Origin of the sequence: Roseovarius sp. MBR-6, assembly GCF_040547525.1 — a bacterium.
Taxonomy (GTDB): domain Bacteria; phylum Pseudomonadota; class Alphaproteobacteria; order Rhodobacterales; family Rhodobacteraceae; genus Roseovarius.
Genome location: NZ_JBEPPW010000019.1, coordinates 15,592 through 32,355 on the forward strand (window position 1 = coordinate 15,592; position 16,764 = coordinate 32,355).

15 protein-coding genes are annotated in these 16,764 nt (G+C 65.4%); 10 read left to right on the forward strand and 5 right to left on the reverse strand.

Going from position 1 to position 16,764, the window contains the following annotated elements; translation table 11 throughout:
• Nucleotides 1-154: 154 nt before the first annotated feature.
• Genes lptB through ABIE57_RS17370 form a run of 4 tightly spaced genes read right to left on the reverse strand, consistent with a single transcriptional unit; the run spans nt 155 to nt 2,645 of the window.
• Nucleotides 155-919 (reverse strand): LPS export ABC transporter ATP-binding protein, encoded by a 765-nt coding sequence (lptB, locus tag ABIE57_RS17355; protein ID WP_354540291.1) that lies wholly within the window; start codon nt 917-919, stop codon nt 155-157.
• Nucleotides 916-1,410, reverse strand: coding sequence for a lipopolysaccharide transport periplasmic protein LptA (gene lptA, locus ABIE57_RS17360; RefSeq protein ID WP_454281577.1), 495 nt, complete (start codon nt 1,408-1,410; stop codon nt 916-918). The genes lptB and lptA overlap by 4 nt, the downstream gene beginning before the upstream one ends.
• Nucleotides 1,407-2,030, reverse strand: coding sequence for a hypothetical protein (locus ABIE57_RS17365; RefSeq protein ID WP_354540292.1), 624 nt, complete (start codon nt 2,028-2,030; stop codon nt 1,407-1,409). Before ABIE57_RS17365 ends, lptA begins: the two co-directional genes overlap by 4 nt.
• Before the next feature lie 3 nt (nt 2,031-2,033).
• Nucleotides 2,034-2,645 (reverse strand): ribonuclease D, encoded by a 612-nt coding sequence (locus tag ABIE57_RS17370; RefSeq protein WP_354540293.1) that lies wholly within the window; start codon nt 2,643-2,645, stop codon nt 2,034-2,036.
• Between the two features lie 192 nt (nt 2,646-2,837).
• On the opposite strand from ABIE57_RS17370, the gene ABIE57_RS17375 reads away from it, so the two are divergent.
• The 7 genes from ABIE57_RS17375 to mdoH all read left to right on the forward strand — a co-directional run bounded on the left by ABIE57_RS17375 (nt 2,838) and on the right by mdoH (nt 12,380).
• Complete coding sequence (locus ABIE57_RS17375; protein WP_354540294.1) at nt 2,838-4,460, forward strand: thiamine pyrophosphate-binding protein; 1,623 nt, start codon at nt 2,838-2,840, stop codon at nt 4,458-4,460.
• A gap of 10 nt (nt 4,461-4,470) precedes the next feature.
• Nucleotides 4,471-5,646: a CaiB/BaiF CoA transferase family protein gene (locus ABIE57_RS17380; protein ID WP_354540295.1), complete on the forward strand. Its 1,176-nt coding sequence runs from the start codon at nt 4,471-4,473 to the stop codon at nt 5,644-5,646.
• Between the two features lie 76 nt (nt 5,647-5,722).
• Entirely contained in the window at nt 5,723-6,193 is a 471-nt protein-coding gene (locus tag ABIE57_RS17385) for a DUF302 domain-containing protein (protein WP_354540296.1), read from the forward strand.
• A 187-nt stretch (nt 6,194-6,380) separates the two neighbouring features.
• Nucleotides 6,381-7,757, forward strand: a complete 1,377-nt coding sequence (locus tag ABIE57_RS17390) for a tetratricopeptide repeat protein (protein ID WP_354540297.1) — start codon at nt 6,381-6,383, stop codon at nt 7,755-7,757.
• Between the two features lie 35 nt (nt 7,758-7,792).
• Nucleotides 7,793-9,025 (forward strand): OpgC family protein, encoded by a 1,233-nt coding sequence (locus tag ABIE57_RS17395; RefSeq protein WP_354540298.1) that lies wholly within the window; start codon nt 7,793-7,795, stop codon nt 9,023-9,025.
• Nucleotides 9,022-10,530, forward strand: a complete 1,509-nt coding sequence (locus tag ABIE57_RS17400; RefSeq protein WP_354540299.1) for an OpgD/OpgG family glucan biosynthesis protein — start codon at nt 9,022-9,024, stop codon at nt 10,528-10,530. The genes ABIE57_RS17395 and ABIE57_RS17400 overlap by 4 nt, the downstream gene beginning before the upstream one ends.
• Nucleotides 10,518-12,380: a glucans biosynthesis glucosyltransferase MdoH gene (mdoH, locus tag ABIE57_RS17405; protein ID WP_354540300.1), complete on the forward strand. Its 1,863-nt coding sequence runs from the start codon at nt 10,518-10,520 to the stop codon at nt 12,378-12,380. The genes ABIE57_RS17400 and mdoH overlap by 13 nt, the downstream gene beginning before the upstream one ends.
• A gap of 3 nt (nt 12,381-12,383) precedes the next feature.
• On the opposite strand, the gene ABIE57_RS17410 is transcribed toward mdoH, so the two are convergent.
• A complete protein-coding gene (locus ABIE57_RS17410) occupies nt 12,384-13,211 on the reverse strand; it encodes a CE1 family esterase (protein ID WP_354540301.1) in 828 nt (275 codons plus the stop codon).
• Between the two features lie 183 nt (nt 13,212-13,394).
• Between ABIE57_RS17410 and ABIE57_RS17415 the strand changes: the two genes are divergently transcribed.
• Genes ABIE57_RS17415 through ABIE57_RS17425 form a run of 3 tightly spaced genes read left to right on the forward strand, consistent with a single transcriptional unit; the run spans nt 13,395 to nt 16,757 of the window.
• On the forward strand, nt 13,395-14,465 hold the full coding sequence (locus ABIE57_RS17415; protein WP_354540302.1) for a radical SAM/SPASM domain-containing protein: 1,071 nt from the start codon (nt 13,395-13,397) through the stop codon (nt 14,463-14,465).
• Nucleotides 14,462-15,514: a phosphotransferase gene (locus ABIE57_RS17420; protein WP_354540303.1), complete on the forward strand. Its 1,053-nt coding sequence runs from the start codon at nt 14,462-14,464 to the stop codon at nt 15,512-15,514. Before ABIE57_RS17415 ends, ABIE57_RS17420 begins: the two co-directional genes overlap by 4 nt.
• A gap of 25 nt (nt 15,515-15,539) precedes the next feature.
• Complete coding sequence (locus ABIE57_RS17425) at nt 15,540-16,757, forward strand: ABC transporter substrate-binding protein (RefSeq protein WP_354540304.1); 1,218 nt, start codon at nt 15,540-15,542, stop codon at nt 16,755-16,757.
• Nucleotides 16,758-16,764: the final 7 nt, after the last annotated feature.

Genomic DNA, 16,764 nt, shown 5'->3' on the forward strand with positions numbered 1-16,764 from the left:
CAAGTGTTGATAGTCTGCGAACCCCGGCCCAAGGCGCGGGCGCGGTCCGGAAGTCGGGGCGCGATCACCACTTGTCATGCCCCAATTGACGCCCGTCTCGGTCCGTTTGTCAATCTATTTGCGGTCCGGGGGCAGCGATGATGCGGGCGCACTGTCAGGAGATGCGAAAGCTGTCGCCGAGATAGACCCGGCGCACGTTCTCGTTCTCCACCACATCCCGGGGCGTGCCGGACATGAGCACGCGACCGTCATGCAGGATATAGGCGCGGTCCACGATTTCGAGGGTCTCGCGGACGTTGTGATCGGTGATCAGCACGCCGATGCCGCGTTTTTTCAGATCGCTGACGAGGTGGCGGATGTCATTGACCGAGATCGGATCGACCCCGGCAAACGGCTCGTCAAGCAGCAGGTAGCGCGGATTGGCGGCAAGGCAGCGTGCGATTTCCACGCGCCGCCGTTCGCCCCCCGAGAGCGCCATCGCCGGTGCGCGGCGCAGATGCTCGATGGAAAATTCCGAAAGAAGTTGCTCCAGCCTCTCGCGCCGCCGCGCGCGCTTGGGCTCGGCGATGTCGAGAATCGCCATGATGTTGTCCTCGACCGAGAGGCCGCGAAAGATCGACATTTCCTGCGGAAGATAGCCGATGCCAAGCTTGGCGCGGCGATACATCGGCAGGGTGGTCACATCCCGCCCGTCGATATAGATATGGCCGCCCTCGGGATGGATCAGCCCCGCGATCGCGTAGAATGTCGTGGTCTTGCCCGAGCCGTTGGGACCCAGAAGCGCCACCACCTCGCCCTGTGCCAGGTCGAGCGAGACGTCGCGGATCACGATCTTTTTCTTGTAGCTCTTGCGCAGGTTGACGATCCGCAGTCCGGGCGCGTCATTGCTGTGGGCAAGGGTCAGGGTCGGTGCGGTCACTGGTTTTCCTGCGGTCTCAGGATCGTCTTGACGCGGCCCGTCACCTGCGCGGTGCCGGCGTTGGTATCCACGATGACCGTATCGCCGGAAATGGCGCTTGTGCCCTGCACCAGCATCACATTGCCCCGCAACTCGATCATGCCGGTGCCGAGGTTGTAGGCCGCGTCCTGCGCCTCTGCCGCATCCTCGCCGCTGGTCAGGGTCACACCGCCCGAGGCCTCAAGCGTCTCTATCCCGCTGCGGTCCGGCAGGTAGACGACCCGCACACGCGGCGCGGCGAGCCGCATGTCGCCCTGCGCGATCACCACGGAGCCGGTGAAGAGCGCGGAATTGTCGTTCTGATCGACGCTGAGCGCATCCGATGACACCTCGACCGGGGCGGCGCGATCCCGCGTGCCCTGACCAAAGGAAAATGCACCCGCCTGTGCCATGGCAAGGCCGGGCAGGCAGGATAAAACCGCGACGGCGGCAAACCGGTTCAGGAAAGTCACTGATCTATGTCCCCAGATGATTGCGGCAGGTATATCAGCACGACCCCCCCGGTGAAAAGCACTTCGGCTGTGTCGGTCTCGGTGTTGTGATGCAAAAGCATGCGCCCCGCCTCGATCGAGCCGATCGGCCCCGTGGCCCGCACCGCGCCCGCGCTCTCGGCGTGGAGCACATCGAGCCGCGCATCGAGCCGCTCGGTGTCGATCACATAGCCGGTGGTTGTGGTGATGTGCACGCCGCCCAGCAAGGCTGCGGTCATCGCCGCCTGATCGACCCGCGCCGCGTCGGCGCGTAACGCGATCACGGTGCCACCGGAAAGCCGCATCTCGCCGCGCACCTGATCGGCACTGATCCGGTCGGTGCTGTTCGCATCGGGGCGGGCCATATCGGCGGCGATGGTGACCTCGTCGCCATTTGCCGTGACCCCCGCGAAACTGGGGCTGGTGACGCCCATTTCCTGCGCGCGCTTCTCAAGGTCGATCTCGGAAAGCTGCACGGATCTGGAGGGGTCGATGGTGCGCGAGATGAGAAACAGGGTCGACAAAAGCCCGAGTGCGGCGAGCGGCAGCAGGATCTTCATCCCCGCCACGATCCGCGAATAGGTGTTGTCCGCCCGCGCCATGGCTCAATGCGCGAAGATGTCGGTCTCGGGCCAGCCCGCAAGATCAAGCCGCGCGCGCACGGGCAGGAAATCGAAACACGCCTGCGCGAGGTCCGTGCGACCCTCGCGGGCGAGCATGGCGTCGAGCCGGTCGCGCAGGGCATGGAGATAAAGCACATCGGAGGCGGCATAGTCGAGTTGCGCGGCGCTGAGCGCATCCGCACCCCAATCAGAGCTTTGCTGCTGCTTGGAAATGTCCACGCCGAGAAGCTCCTGCAACAGGTATTTCAAACCGTGCCGGTCGGTATAGGTGCGGATGAGCTTCGAGGCGATCTTGGTGCAATAGACGGGGGCCGCGAGCGCGCCGAAGGCGTGATACATCGCGGCGATGTCGAAGCGCCCGAAATGAAACAGCTTGAGCGTATCGGGGTCGGTCAGGAGCCGCTCCAGATTGGGCGCGCGGGTCTGCCCCATGGCCACCTGCACCAGATGCGCGTGGCCGTCGCCGTCCGAGAGTTGCACCACGCAGAGCCGGTCGCGCAGCGGGTTGAGGCCCATCGTCTCGCAGTCAATGGCCACGACAGGGCCAAGGTGAAGCCCGTCGGGCAGGTCGCCTTGATGAAGATGGTTCGCCATGAGATGCCTTGATGCCCGCTCTGGGGTGCTGTCGGGATGGGTATATCCTGTCTGATTAGGCGCTTTCCGTCCCTGCCTCAACCCGGATATGGGCGCGGCCGGGCATGAAATCCAGTCGCGTGCGCGCCGATCCGGCTTGCGATTGCACCGCCCCTCGGCCACAACAGGGCGCGACCGAGCGAAGGAGCCTGCATGAGCCGCCCAGAGACCACCCCGCCCCGCGCCGCCGATCATCTGGCGCGACGTCTCTTCGAGGCCGGATGCCGCCATGCCTTCGGCATGCCGGGGGGCGAGGTTCTGACGGTGATGGATGCGCTGGCACGCGCCGGGATCGAGGTGACGTTGGCGCGGCATGAGAATGCCGCCGCCTTCATGGCCGAGGGGGTCTGGCACCGCACCGGCGCGCCGGGGATCCTGATTGCCACGCTGGGGCCGGGGGTGCTCAATGGTGTCAACGCCATCGCCAACGCCCATCAGGACCGGGTGCCGCTCATCGTGATTTCCGGCTGCGTCGATGCCGATGAGGCGCTGACCTATACCCATCAGATTCTCGATCACGAGGCGGTTCTGGCACCGATCACCAAGGCGACCTTTCGCCTGACCGCGAAGGGGGCCGACATCATCGCCGACAAGGCCGTGGGCATCGCCACCGAAGGGAGGCCCGGCCCCGTGCATATCGACGTGCCGATTTCCGTGGCCGATGAGCGCGTGAGCCTGCCGCGTCTGCGCCGACGCCCCGACGCGGTGCAGATGGTGCCCGCCGCCCCGCAAGGGCCGCGCGACTGGCTGGCCGGGGCAGAGCGCCCGGTGATGATCGTGGGCCTCGATGCGGTGAACGAAGGTGCTGGGGCGGCGATTCTGGAGGTCGCCGAACGCCTGAACATTCCCGTCATCACCAGCTACAAGGCCAAAGGGATCATCCCCGAGACGCATCCGCTCTGCCTTGGGGGGGCGGGCCTCTCGCCGCTGGCCGACGGCGTGCTGGTGCCGCTGGTGCAGCACGCCGATCTGATCCTCTGCGTGGGCTATGACCCCATCGAGATGCGCCCCGGCTGGCGCGAGATCTGGGACCCGGCAAAGGTGAAGGTGATCGACATCGCCGCCGTGCCGAATGACCAATACATGCATCAGGCGACGATGAATATCGTGGGGGGCTGCGCGCCGTCGCTGGCGGCGATTGCCGAGGGGGTCGCCCCTCGGGCCACATGGTCCGGCGGTGAGGTGGCAGAGGTGCGCGCGGCGCTGGCGCAGGCATTTCCCACTGGCGATGACTGGGGCGCTGCCGCCGTCATCGCCGAGGCGCGTGCCGTGCTGCCCGAGGAGACGATCATCACCGTCGACAGTGGAGCGCATCGTATCCTCTTGTCGCAGATGTGGACCACGCACTATCCCCGCAGCGTTCTGCAATCGACGGCACTTTGCACCATGGGCTGTGCCGTGCCGCTGGCGATGGGGGCGAAACTCGCGACGCCCGAGGCCACCGTGGTCAGCTTTTCGGGCGATGCCGGGTTCCTGATGGTGGCGGGGGAACTCTCGACCGTGGCGGAGTTGAACCTGCCGGTGATCTTCGTCGTTTTCGTCGATGCCAGCCTCGCGCTCATCGAGAAGAAGCAGCGCGAGCGGCAGATGGTCAATCTCGCGGTCGATTTCGGCCATCACGATTTTGCCGCCATCGGGCGCGCCTTTGGCGGCCATGGCGTGCGGGTGTCGAACCGGGCGGAGTTGCGCGCCGCCTTGCAGGCCGCGCAGCAGGCCGACCGCTTTACCGTCATCGCCGCCGAGATCGACCGCGGCTCTTATGACAACCGCATCTGAGGAGGTGCCCATGCCCGGCCCGCTTGATGGCCTTGTCGTTCTCGATCTGAGCCGGATTCTGGCCGGTCCCACCTGCACGCAGCTTCTGGGCGATCTGGGGGCGGAGGTGCTCAAGATCGAGAGCCTTGGGGGCGACGACACACGCGGCTGGGGGCCGCCCTTTGCGCTCGATCCCGACGGCAGGCCCACTGATCTTTCGGCCTATTTCATGTCCTCCAACCGCAACAAGAAATCCGTGGCGGTGGATCTGACCGACGGGCAGGTGCAAAAGATGCTGCACGCGCTGGCGGGGCGCGCCGATGTGGTGATCGAGAATTTCAAACCGGGTGGTTTGCGCAAATACGGGCTCGATCACGAGACGCTGTGTGCGGCGTATCCGGGCCTTGTCTATTGCTCGATCTCCGGTTTCGGCCAGACCGGGCCGAACCGCGACAAGCCGGGCTATGACCTGATGGCCCAAGGCTTTGCCGGGATCATGTCGATCACCGGCGAGGCGCAGGGAGAGCCGATGAAGGTGGGCGTGGGCGTGGCCGATATCGTCTGCGGGCTTTATGCGGCGACCGGCATCCTTGCTGCGTTGCGCCACCGGGACGCGACCGGCGAGGGGCAGCATATCGACATCGCGCTGGTCGATGCGACGCTGTCGTGGTTGACCAATCAGGGGCTGAACTATCTCACCTCCGGCATTTCACCCACGCGGGCGGGCAATGCCCATCCCAATATCGTGCCCTATCAGGTCTTTGCCACCGCTGACGGCCATGTGATTGTCGCGGTCGGCAATGACAGCCAGTATGCCCGGTTTTGTGACTATCTGGGGCAACCGGGCTGGGCCACTGACCCGCGCTTTGCCACCAACACGGCGCGTCTGGCCAATCGTGACGTGCTCGTGCCGATGCTCGCCGGGGTTCTGGCAGGCCGGACCATGCAGGACGTGATCGAGGGGCTTGAGGCACGCAAGGTTCCGGTCGGTCCGGTCAACACGATCGAGCAGGCGCTCGAGAGCGAACAGGCGCGGGCGCGCGGCATGACCGTGACGCTGCCCGCGCCGCAGACCGCCAAGGGCGAGGTGCGGCTGATCGGCAATCCGCTCAAGTTTTCGCGCACGCCGGTGAGCTATCGGTCTGCACCCCCGTCCACAGGGGCGGATACCGAAACGGTGCTGCGGCGGTTGAAGGACGATCTGTAACCGTCGCTCGCGGCCACGTGATTTGCCGCGACTCGGGTCAAGGCGTAGCCCTCTGTCATCGATTGGAGGGCTATTCATGCAACGATTTCTGAAACTTCTTGCCGTTTTCATGCTTGTCACAGGCAGCGCGCAGGCGCTTGAACCACGCGAAGGCTGGGTGATCCTGCAAAGCGGGAAATCCTTTGAGGATCTGGTCAAGGCGGTGAATGCGGCGGTCGATGAGGCCCCGATCCGAATCGTGACGCAGGCAAGCGCCTCCGCCGGAGCAAAGGCGCAAGGCATCACCATTCCCGGCAACCGTGTCTTTGGCCTCTATGACAACGGATATGCGCGCAGGATGCTCGATGCCAGCATTGCCGCCGGGATCGAGGCACCGATCGTGCTTTATGCCACCGAGAACGCCGATGGCACCTCGACGCTTGCCTACAAGACGCCCAGCCATGTCTTTGCCCCCTATTTCGACGAGGGCGGCGAGGCGCTGCGCGCGCTGGCGGCGGAGCTTGACGGGGTGTTCGACGCGGTGGCGCGGGCGGCGGTAGCGGACTAGGCAAATACACGCTCAGCGGGTTCTTGCCGCCCGGACTGCGCTCGAATATTGAGCACGGGGGCGTGAGGCGTCACATTCCTTGAGAAACGGATAACGTATTGGTGATGTGCCGCGCGCTTTGGTTGCCGGTGTCATAAATTGCGGGTTAGCTAGACCGCATCTCTTCTGCCGAAAGGACCCTCGGGCCATGCGTAATGATCAATTCGGGTATGAAACCTCGCTCTCATCGCCCGAGGCCGTGCAGGCCTGGGACAGGATGGTGCTGGCGTTTCTTGCCCATAACGCCGCGACGCCCGATCATCTGGGCAAGGTTCTGAGCGAGGAGCCGGGCTTTGCCATGGCTCATGCGGTCAAGGGCCTGTTCTGCAAGATGCTGGGCCGCAGCGAGATGGAAGAGACCGCACGCGCCGCCCATGAGGCGGCGATTTCCTGCGCGCAAGCGGGCGCGCCCCAGCCGCGCGAGATGGGGTATGTCCGCGCGCTCGGTGCCTGGATCGACGGCCGCCCCACCGAGACGGTGCGCGAGATGGAGGCGATCCTCACCCGCTGGCCCGAGGATGCGCTGGCGATGAAGATCGGCCACGCCACCCGCTTCATTCTGGGGGACAACAAGGGGATGCGCGCCTCCATCGAGGCGCTGCTGCCCGCCTATGACGCCAAGAACCCGGCGCGGGGCTATCTCTTCGGCTGTCATGCTTTCGCGCTGGAAGAAACCGGCGATTACGGTCGCGCCGAGACGGCGGGGCGGCTGGGCCTGAGTCTCTCGCCCGACGATGCCTGGGGGCTGCACGCGGTGGCGCATGTCTTTGACATGACGTGTAATTCGCGCGCGGGCCTGACCTGGCTCGAGGGGCGCGAGGCGGCCTGGACGCATTGCAACAATTTCCGCTACCACGTCTGGTGGCACAAGGCGCTGATGCATCTCGATCAGGGTGAGATCGACACGGTGTTCGCGCTTTACGACACCGAGGTGCGCCGCGATCACACCGACGATTTCCGCGACATTTCCAACGGGGCCTCGATGCTCATGCGGCTGGAGCTCGAAGGCGTCAATGTCGGCGACCGATGGGAGGAAATGGCCGAGATCAGTGAGCGCCGCACAGAGGATGCATGTCTCATCTTCGCCGACTTCCACTATCTGCTGGCACTTATCGGCGGCAAGCGCGAGACGGCGGTCAAACGCCTTTTGGCGCGGTTGCATGGCGATGCCAAGCGCGCCAATGCCTCGGACATGATGGCGCGGATGGCAAATCCCGGCCTATCGGCGGCGACGGGGCTTGAGGCTTTCGGTGCCGGGGATTACAAGACGGCGTTTCTCAATCTGGGACGGGCGCGCCACTCCATGCAACTTGCCGGCGGAAGCCATGCGCAACGGGACGTGTTCGAACGTCTGACCATAGATTCGGCGTTGCGCGCGGGGTTCATGGACGAGGCCGAGACCATTCTCAAGGAGCGCCGCGCGCGCCGCGCGGGCAAGCTTGACAGCTATGCCGCCACCCGTCTCGACCTGATCGAGGAGGCCCGCAGCGGCTGGTCCGAGGCGGGGCGACTTCCGGCCGAGTGACCCCGCGACACAATTTGCAAGGAGCCGACACCGCGATGACGAGTGTTGCCGATCCCGCCATGGCCCATGGTCAATCCCAGAAAGCGGTTGCCGCCCCCGTGGCGGGCACGCGCGATATCCGGCTGGATTTCTTTCGCGGGCTGGCGATGTTCATCATCCTTGCGGCCCATACCCCGCGCAATTTCTTCACAAGCTGGATCCCGGCGCGCTGGGGCTTCTCGGACGCGACCGAGATTTTCGTGTTCTGCTCCGGCATGGCCTCGGCCATCGCCTTTGGCCGGACCTTCGACCGGGCGGGCTGGACCCTTGGCTCCTCGCGGGTGGGTTACCGTGTCTGGCAGGTCTACTGGGCGCATATCGCGTTGTTCTTTGCCACGGTGACACTGCTTGCGGCGTTCGATCATTTTGGGGAATTCGACAAGACCTATATCGGCACGCTGAACCTGTGGAAGTTCTTCGAGGATCCGGGGCCGCAGCTTGTCGGCCTCTTCACCCTGACCTACGTGCCCAACTATTTCGACATCCTGCCGATGTATATGGTCATTCTGGTGATGATGCCCATGATGATGGCGCTGAGCCGGGTGAGCCCTTGGGCGGTGTTCGGCGCGATGGGTCTGATCTGGCTTTTCGCGCAGCGCGCGGTGCTGGAGCCGCTTGGCCTGAACGACTGGCATCTGGGGTTGCCAGCAGAGCCGTGGTCGGATCGCACATGGTTCTTCAACCCGTTCGGCTGGCAGCTTGTGTTCTTCACCGGCTTTGCATTCATGCGCGGCTGGTTGCCGAAACCGCCGGTGAACCGGGTGCTGATCGGGCTGGCGGTGTTCATCGTGATTGCCAATATTCCGCTCTCGAATATCGGTGTGCGCGAATTCGGCTTCGACTGGGCGCGCGACTGGCGGATCGAAAATCGCGGACTGTTCAACAAGTCCGATTTCGGCATCCTGCGTTACGTGCATTTCCTTGCCCTTGCCTATCTGTGCTGGGCGGCGGCGGGTGAGGGGGGCGCGCGGCTCCGGGCGGCTGGCACGGGTCTTTTGTCGCGGCTGTGGTCGGGTCTTCTGGCGATGATCCTCAAGGTGGGGCAGCAATCGCTCGCGGTGTTCGTCTTTTCGATGTTCTTCGCGCGCCTCTCGGGCTTTGTCATGGACCAGGTCGGGCGGACCGCCTGGAACATGACGCTGGCGAATTTTGTCGGCTTCGGGGCGCTGATCGTGGTGGCCTATGTGGCAGCCTGGTTCAAGGGCCACCCGTGGAGGGGTGCGAAATGATCCGGCGCGAGGTTTTGCAGGGGCTTGGCGCGCTGGCGCTCTGGCCGGGGATGGCGCGGGCCGCCGAGGGCGTGCCGTTTTCCGAGGAGATGCTCGATGCGCTGGCCCGCGAGGTGGCGGCGCAACCCTATGCCGAGCGCCCGCTGGTGCCGCAGGAATGGCGCGATTTGACCTATGACCAATATCGCGCGATCCGCTACGATCCATCGCGCGTTTTCTGGGCCGGGACCGAGGCGACGCTTGAATTCGACCTCTTCCCGCCGGGGCTCTATTTCCCTCGTTCGGTCGAGGTCAACATGGTCGAGGACGGCATCGCGCGGCGCGTGCCCTTCGACCTGTCGCTTTATGAAAAGCACGAGATCGTGCCCGGCGATCTGCCCGTCGACGACCGGCTGGGCTATTCCGGCGTGCGGCTGAGGGCCGAGATATCCAAACCCGGCTTCTTTCAGGAGTATGCCGTTTTCCAGGGCGCGAGCTATTTCCGCGTGATCCCGCGCGATCTGGTCTATGGCCTCTCGGCGCGGGGTCTGGCGGTGAACACCGCCGCGCCCGAGGGCGAGGAGTTTCCCGATTTCACCCGGTTCTGGATCGAAAAGCCCGCCCCCGGCGCGCAGATGCATCGCATCCATGCCCTGATGGAAAGCCCGTCGGTCACGGGCATGTATCATTTCACGCTCGACCCTTACGGCGATGCGGCCGATGTAGATGTGCGCTGCACGCTCTGGCCGCGCGCCGATCTGGCCAATGTCGGTATCGCGCCGCTCACCTCGATGTTCTATTTTGACGCCAAGATGCGCGACCGCTTCAACGATTTCCGCCCTGCCGTCCATGACAGCGACGGGCTGACGATCCTCAACGGCAATGGCGAGATGCTGTGGCGGCCCCTGGGCAATCCGCGTCATCTTCAGGTGTCGAGTTTCGTGGATGATGGCCCGCAGGGCTTTGGCCTTGCACAGCGGGCGCGACGCTATTCGGATTTCCATGACCTTGAGGCGAAGTATCATCTGCGCCCGAGTCTCTGGATCACGCCCGGAGAGGATTGGGGGCGTGGTGCAGTGACGCTGGTCGAGATCCCGACGGACAAGGAGATTTTCGACAATATCGTGGCCTTTTGGCGCCCGCGAGAGCCGCTTGCGGCGGGGAGCGAACACGGCTTCACCTACCGCATGTCGTGGGCGGGCGAGATCCCCGAGCAAAAGCCCGTGGCGCAGGTTCTGGAAACCCGGATCGGGCGCGGCTTTCCGCACAATCAGCACCAGTTGGTGACGATTGACTTTGCCCCTCATGCCGCCTTGCCAGAGGATTACGACGATCTGGTGATCTACGTGAATTCCGCAAGGTTGGAAACGTCGCAGGGCCTCATTCAGCGCAACCCCGAAACCGACGGGCCGCGCCTTGCGTTTTCCTTTGATCCCGCCGACGTGCAGGTGGCCGAAATACGTGCGCAGCTTTTCCACGAGGGACGCGGCGTTTCGGAAGTGTGGCTCTACCGATGGACCGCGTGACCGCTTTCCCCGGCGGGGCGCATATGCCGCCGCCAGCGCCGCTGAGCCATCCGGTTCAGAGCCTCAAGGTGCCTCACCGTGACCCGAACGCGCCTGCATGGCAGCCCGCGCGCCGGTTCTGGTGGCGGCGGGCGGCGGCCTTTGTCCCGGCGGTGCTGACCACCGGCGCGCTGGCCTTTGTGTTTGCGGACTGGCTGTCGGATGGCGGCATATGGTGGCTGGAATGGGTGTTGCTGGCGCTGGTCACGGTCACGTTCTTCTGGATTGCGCTGTCGGTCGGCACTGCGACGCTTGGCCTGATCTGCCACGTCATGCGGCGACGCGCGCGGGCAGATGGGACAACCCCGCTCAACGTGGCGCTGTTGGTGCCGATCTACAACGAGGACACCGCCGAGGTCTTCGGCAATGCCTGCGCGATGATGATGGCACTGCGCGAGAGCAAACCGGCGCATCGGTTCGATCTGTTCATCCTCAGCGACACGCAGGATGCCGAAATCGCGCTGGCCGAACGCCGCGCCTTCGAAACGCTGCGCGAGGCCCTGCCGCCCGATCTGCGGGTCTGGTATCGCCGCCGCACCCGCAACACCGAGCGCAAGGTCGGCAATATCAGGGACTGGATCGAGGGGTGGGGGGCCGCGCATGACGCCATGCTCGTGCTTGACGCCGACAGCCTGATGAGCGCCGAGGCGATCGTTGCGCTGGCCGATGAGTTGGCGGCCGATCCGACCGCGGGCCTTATTCAGTCGGCGCCCATGGTGATCGGGTCGGATACGCTTTTCGGTCGGATGCAGCAGTTTTCCGCCGCCGTCTATGGCACGCTCCTGAGCGAGGGGCTGGCAGGCTGGACAGGCACCGAGGGCAATTACTGGGGTCATAACGCGATCATCCGCACGCGCGCCTTTGCGGGTTGCGCGGGCCTGCCCCGGATGCCGTCGCTATCGGGGACGGGCGGGCTGATCCTCAGCCATGATTTCGTCGAGGCGGGCCTGTTGCGCCGGGCCGGATGGGCGGTGCGCTTCGTGCCGCATATCACCGGCAGTTACGAGGAGCCGCCCGCGACCCTCATCGACTATGCGCTGCGCGACCGGCGCTGGTGCCATGGCAATTTGCAGCACCTGCGCCTGCTGGGCACGCGCGGCTTTCATGCCGTGTCGCGGTTTCACCTGTTTCACGGCGCGATGAGCTATCTTCTTTCGCCCGCCTGGTTCGGGCTTCTGGTGATCTGGGCGCTTCTGGGCAACGGGCCGGACAGCGTGATCACCTATTTCTCGGTGGAAAATCCGCTCTACCCGGTCTGGCCCGAGATGAGCCGTGTCAATTCGGTGCTGATCCTTGTCTTCATGTATGGGATGCTCCTGGCCCCGAAGCTCATGGGCGCGCTGGCGCTGGGCCTTGGCGAGGTGCAGATTGCGCGGTTCGGGGGGGCGGGGCGGTTCAGCCTGTCGCTCATGGTGGAAATCCTGCTGTCGATCCTGTTTGCGCCGATCATGATGGTGCAACAGGTGGTGGCGGTGCTGCGCACCATCATCGGGATCCGCCCGATCTGGTCGCCGCAGGCGCGCAAGGGCGGGGATTACAGTCTCGGCACGGTGGCCAAGTTCCACGCGCTTGAAACGGTCAGCGGCGCACTTCTGGCCATGGGCATGGCGGCGGGCGTCGTCTCGCTCTGGCTCTTGCCGATCGGGCTAAGCCTTGTCGGCGCGGTGCCGCTGTCGATGATGTCGGGGCGGCGGATGGGGGGGCTCATGGCCACGCCCGAGATGATCGAGCCGCCTGCGATCCTGCAACTTGCGCGGCGTCACCGCGCCATGTTCCGGGTGGCGGACATGCCGCCGCTTGCGGCGGAATAGTCTCTATTGCGTAGGCCCGACCTGCGCCTCGAACCAGTCCAGCGCCATGCCGCTCCAGCCGCGCGGCACACCGTGGCCGCCATCGAAGAGCGCCAGTTCCAAGGCCGAGCCGGGGGCACAGTCGAGCCAGACGCGCCGCCAGAAGCCGTCGCCGATCTCGAAAAGGTCGGGATAGGGACGCACGCAGCGATTGGCCGCGCGCCAGATCTGCATGGCCTCGAACACATCGCCCTGGGCAAAGCCCGCCCGGATCTCGCGCCCTTCCAGCGGCACGACCTGATCGCGCCAGCCATGGGTGTGCAAAAGCCGCACCGGCCCCGCACAGCCCTCGGGATGGGGCCGCCAGAAGCTGCCCGACACGGGGGCATATGCGGCGAAATCATCGGGGTGTGCGCAGGCAATATAGCTGGTGAGCGAGCCGCCGATGGAAAACCCGGTCAGCAGGCCGCGCGCGGGATCAATGCCGAACCGCGCGGTGGCATCCTGCATCACCTCCCGGAGAAAGGCCGCCTCGTCGCGCGGTCCGGGAAACTCGGGGTGGAAATTCCAGCTTGTGCGGTTGCGCCCCGGTCGCGTCAACCCTTCGGGTGCAATGAAGGCATAGCCGCGCGCCAGCGCCGCGCGCGCCGTGCCGCCGCGCATCGTGCCTTGCGCGCTGCCGCCATAGCCGTGCAGAAAAATCACCACGGGAAATGGACCGTCGCCCTCGGGCAGGGCGATGCGATAGCTGCCCGAAGCTGTGGTGCAGGGCATATCGCCGCCGCAAGCGGGTTGCGAATTCGCGGGTGTGGCAAGGGCGAGAAAGGCGGCAAAGGCAACGGCAAGGCGCATGGGACGAACTCCTGGGTGCATGTCAAGCGTTGCACAAAGGTTGCCCGCTGCCTAGCGTTACCCTGTCACCCTTGTGTGAGGGGCACGCCTGACAATCCCGTGAGGTGACACGCGACGGCCCTTTCACCGCCATAGGTAATGAGGCATCCACAGCACACACGATTGAAAGGAACCCCCGCGCCCATGGAAAGCATTTACTACGTCCTCTGCTGGGCCTGTCACCGTCGCTGCAAGCATTGCTATGAGTCGCGGTTTCGTCCCTATGTGCGCGGCGCGCTGCGCAAGGTCGTGGACGAGGCCAGAGAGAGCTTTCCCAAGGTGTTGGCAAGCCTGCCGGATGAGCTGAGCTATCTCGACCTCAACGCCCCCTCCGAGACGGCACCGGGCGGATACGAGCGCCGCGCCAGCCGGATCATTCTGGCCGGCGGCGAGGTGCTGGTCGATCCGGTGCGCGAGGAGGTGCTTTATCCGGCACTCGAGGCGATTCAGGCCCGATATGGCGCGCAGGGCGTGCGGGTGATCGTGCAGACCACGGGTGATCTGGTCACGCCGCAGATCGTGGACGAGTTGCTGGCGCGCGGCGTCTGGATGATTTCCTGCGCCGGGATGGACGATTTTCACGTGGGCCACGAAGGCGACAGGCGCGTGCCGCTTATCGACCGGCTGCGCGCCATGTTCGAGGCCGCCGGGATGCGCGACAGCGCGCTGGCCTCGACCACCCGCAACTGGGCCGATCAGACCGAGGATCAGCCGGTCTATTCGATGTTCGGCGCGACCGAGGATGCCTGGATCGGCAAGATCTGGCCGCGCGGGCGAGCCTGGGAAAACTCGCTGTCACAGGCCACGATCACCGATAATTTCTGCAATGTCTGGTCGGGGGGGCTGGGCTTTCTCAACCGGGGCTTTTCCGGGTCCGAGGTGTCGATCGACCCTAATGGCGACGTGTTCCCCTGCTGCCTCAAGACCGCCGCCCCCTTGGGCAATCTCTGCGAAGAGCGGCTCGACGATATTCTTGACAGTCTGGTGGGTCACCCGGCGCTGGAGGCGATTTCAATGGGCCACCCCGAGCGGATGGGGCTGGCGCAGGGCTGGGACGTGGCGCGATTCCTTGACGAATCCCGCACCACGCGCCCCGATGGCGCGCCCTATCGCAACCTCTGCATCGGCTGTGATCGCTATTTCGAGAAGGTTCTGGGGCCGGAACTCGCGCGCCTGCGTGCAGACCGGCTGGCGGCAAGGCGGGCAGCGGAATGACCGAGGCGGCCCCGGATCGGCGCGCCGCGCTCATCCCGGCGCTGATGGCGGCGCTCAAGGCTGCGGATCAGGCCCCCGGCTTGCCCGAGCCGATGCCCGATACCGGGCTGGCGCATGATCATATCCGCCTTGGCGGCACCGGGCGCATCGCGCGGCTGCCGAAACAGAGCCAGATGCAGCTTCGCGCGGCGGAAAACCTCGCCTATCAGGCCGCCTGTTTCACCCGTGCGAGCGCGTCGGGCCATGCGCCGCAGCTTTTTGCCGTGCTGCCGCCGTCGCAGGCGCTGCCGCGCGGCGGGCTGATCGTGCAAGAGATCAAGGGCCGCGCCGCGCGCCTGCCCGGCGACCTGCCCGCGATCATGGAAGCCCTGGCCGCGATCCATGGCCTGCCGGTGCCGGAGGGGCGCGCGCCGCTGCTCGATCCCGCCGATCCGCTGGCCGATCTTCTGGCGGAAATCGAGGCGCAGGCCGCGTATCTTCACGCCGCGCACGCTGACACGCGCGCCATAATAGAGACGCATATCGCCGCGCTGCGCGACCTGAAAGCAAGCGCGGCGCGCCCGCCCAAGCGGCTTATTTCCTTTGACGCGCATCCCGGCAATTTCCTGATCCGGGCCGACGGGCGCGCCGTGCTTGTCGATCTGGAAAAGGCCCGCTACAGCGCGCCGCCGCTCGATCTGGCGCATGCCACGCTTTACACCTCGACCACCTGGGATGTGACGAGCCACGCGGTGCTGGAGCCGCAAGAGGTGGCGCGCGCCTGTCATCATTGGCTCGATCATCTGCCCGAGGCGGACCGCGCCGCGCTGCGCCCGTGGATAGTGCCGATGCGCCGCGCGATGTGGCTCTGGTCGATGACGTGGTGCGCGAAATGGCGCGTTCTCTCGGGGGCAGAGGCCAAGGGCTCGCAGGATGGCGAGGATTGGGCGGCGGACAATAGCGAGGCCGCGCTGATTGCCCATGTCCGGGGCCGCGTCGATCACTATCTTGCGCCCGACACGGCGACGCGGCTTGACTCCGAGTTCGGTCTGCTGGCCGATATTCTGTAATCCTTGACCCAACAGGAGACCCCCGATGATCCGATCCATGACGGCCGCGCTGGCGGCCTTTGCCCTCGCCGCGCCGCTGGCCGCGCAGGAGGTCACGCCCGATCCCAAGGATTGGCCCGCCATCACCGAGGCCGCCAAGGGCCAGACAGTCTATTGGCATGCCTGGGGCGGTGGTAACGCCATCAACGACTATATCGCCTGGGCCGCGGGCGAGGTGAAATCGCGCCATGGCGTCAGTGTCGAACATGTGAAGCTCAAGGATACCGCCGATGCCGTCAGCCGGGTCATCGCCGAGAAGTCGGCGGGCAAGGATGCGGGCGGCGCGGTCGATCTCATCTGGATCAACGGTGAGAATTTCGCGGCGATGAAGGAGCAGGGGCTGCTCTTTGGTCCCTGGGCCGAGGACTTGCCCAACTGGCAATTTGTCGATGTCGCGGGCAAACCCGCCGTGACCTCGGATTTCACCGTGCCGACCGAGGGGCTGGAGGCCCCTTGGGGCATGGCGCAGATCGTCTTTTACCACGACACCGCGCGGCTTGCCGAGCCGCCCCGCTCGATCCCCGCGCTCGCCGCGTGGGCGCGCGCCAATCCGGGCCGCTTCGCCTATCCGCAGCCGCCCGATTTCCTCGGCTCTACCTTCCTCAAACAGGCGGTGATCGAACTCACCCCCGACCCAAGGGTGTTGCAAGAGCCGGTGAGCGAGGAGACCTACGCTGCCGCCACCGCGCCGCTTTGGGGCTATCTCGACGATCTCACGCCCAACCTGTGGCGCGGTGGTGCCGCCTATCCGCAATCCGGGCCGCGCCTCATCCAGTTGATGAACGATGGCGAGATCGACCTTGCGCTCAGCTTCAACCCCAACGAGCCGTCGAACGCGATTGCCAATTATGAGCTGCCCGAGACGGTGCGCACCTATGTGCTGGACGGTGGCACCATCGGCAATGCCAGCTTTGTCGCCATTCCCTACAACGCCAACGCCAAGGAGGGTGCGCTGGTTCTTGCCAATTTCCTGATGTCGCCCGAGGCGCAGGCGCGCAAGCAAGACCCGGTGATCTGGGGCAGCGGCACGGTGCTGGCGCTGGACAAGCTGAGCCCCGAGGATCGCGCGGCCTTTGACGCGATCGAGCTTGGCGTGGCAACGCTCTCGCCTGCGGAACTGGGTCAATCCCTGCCCGAGCCGCACCCGTCCTGGATGGTGCGGCTGGAAGAGGACTGGACCGCGCGCTACGGCGTCGGTCAGTAAGCCGGAA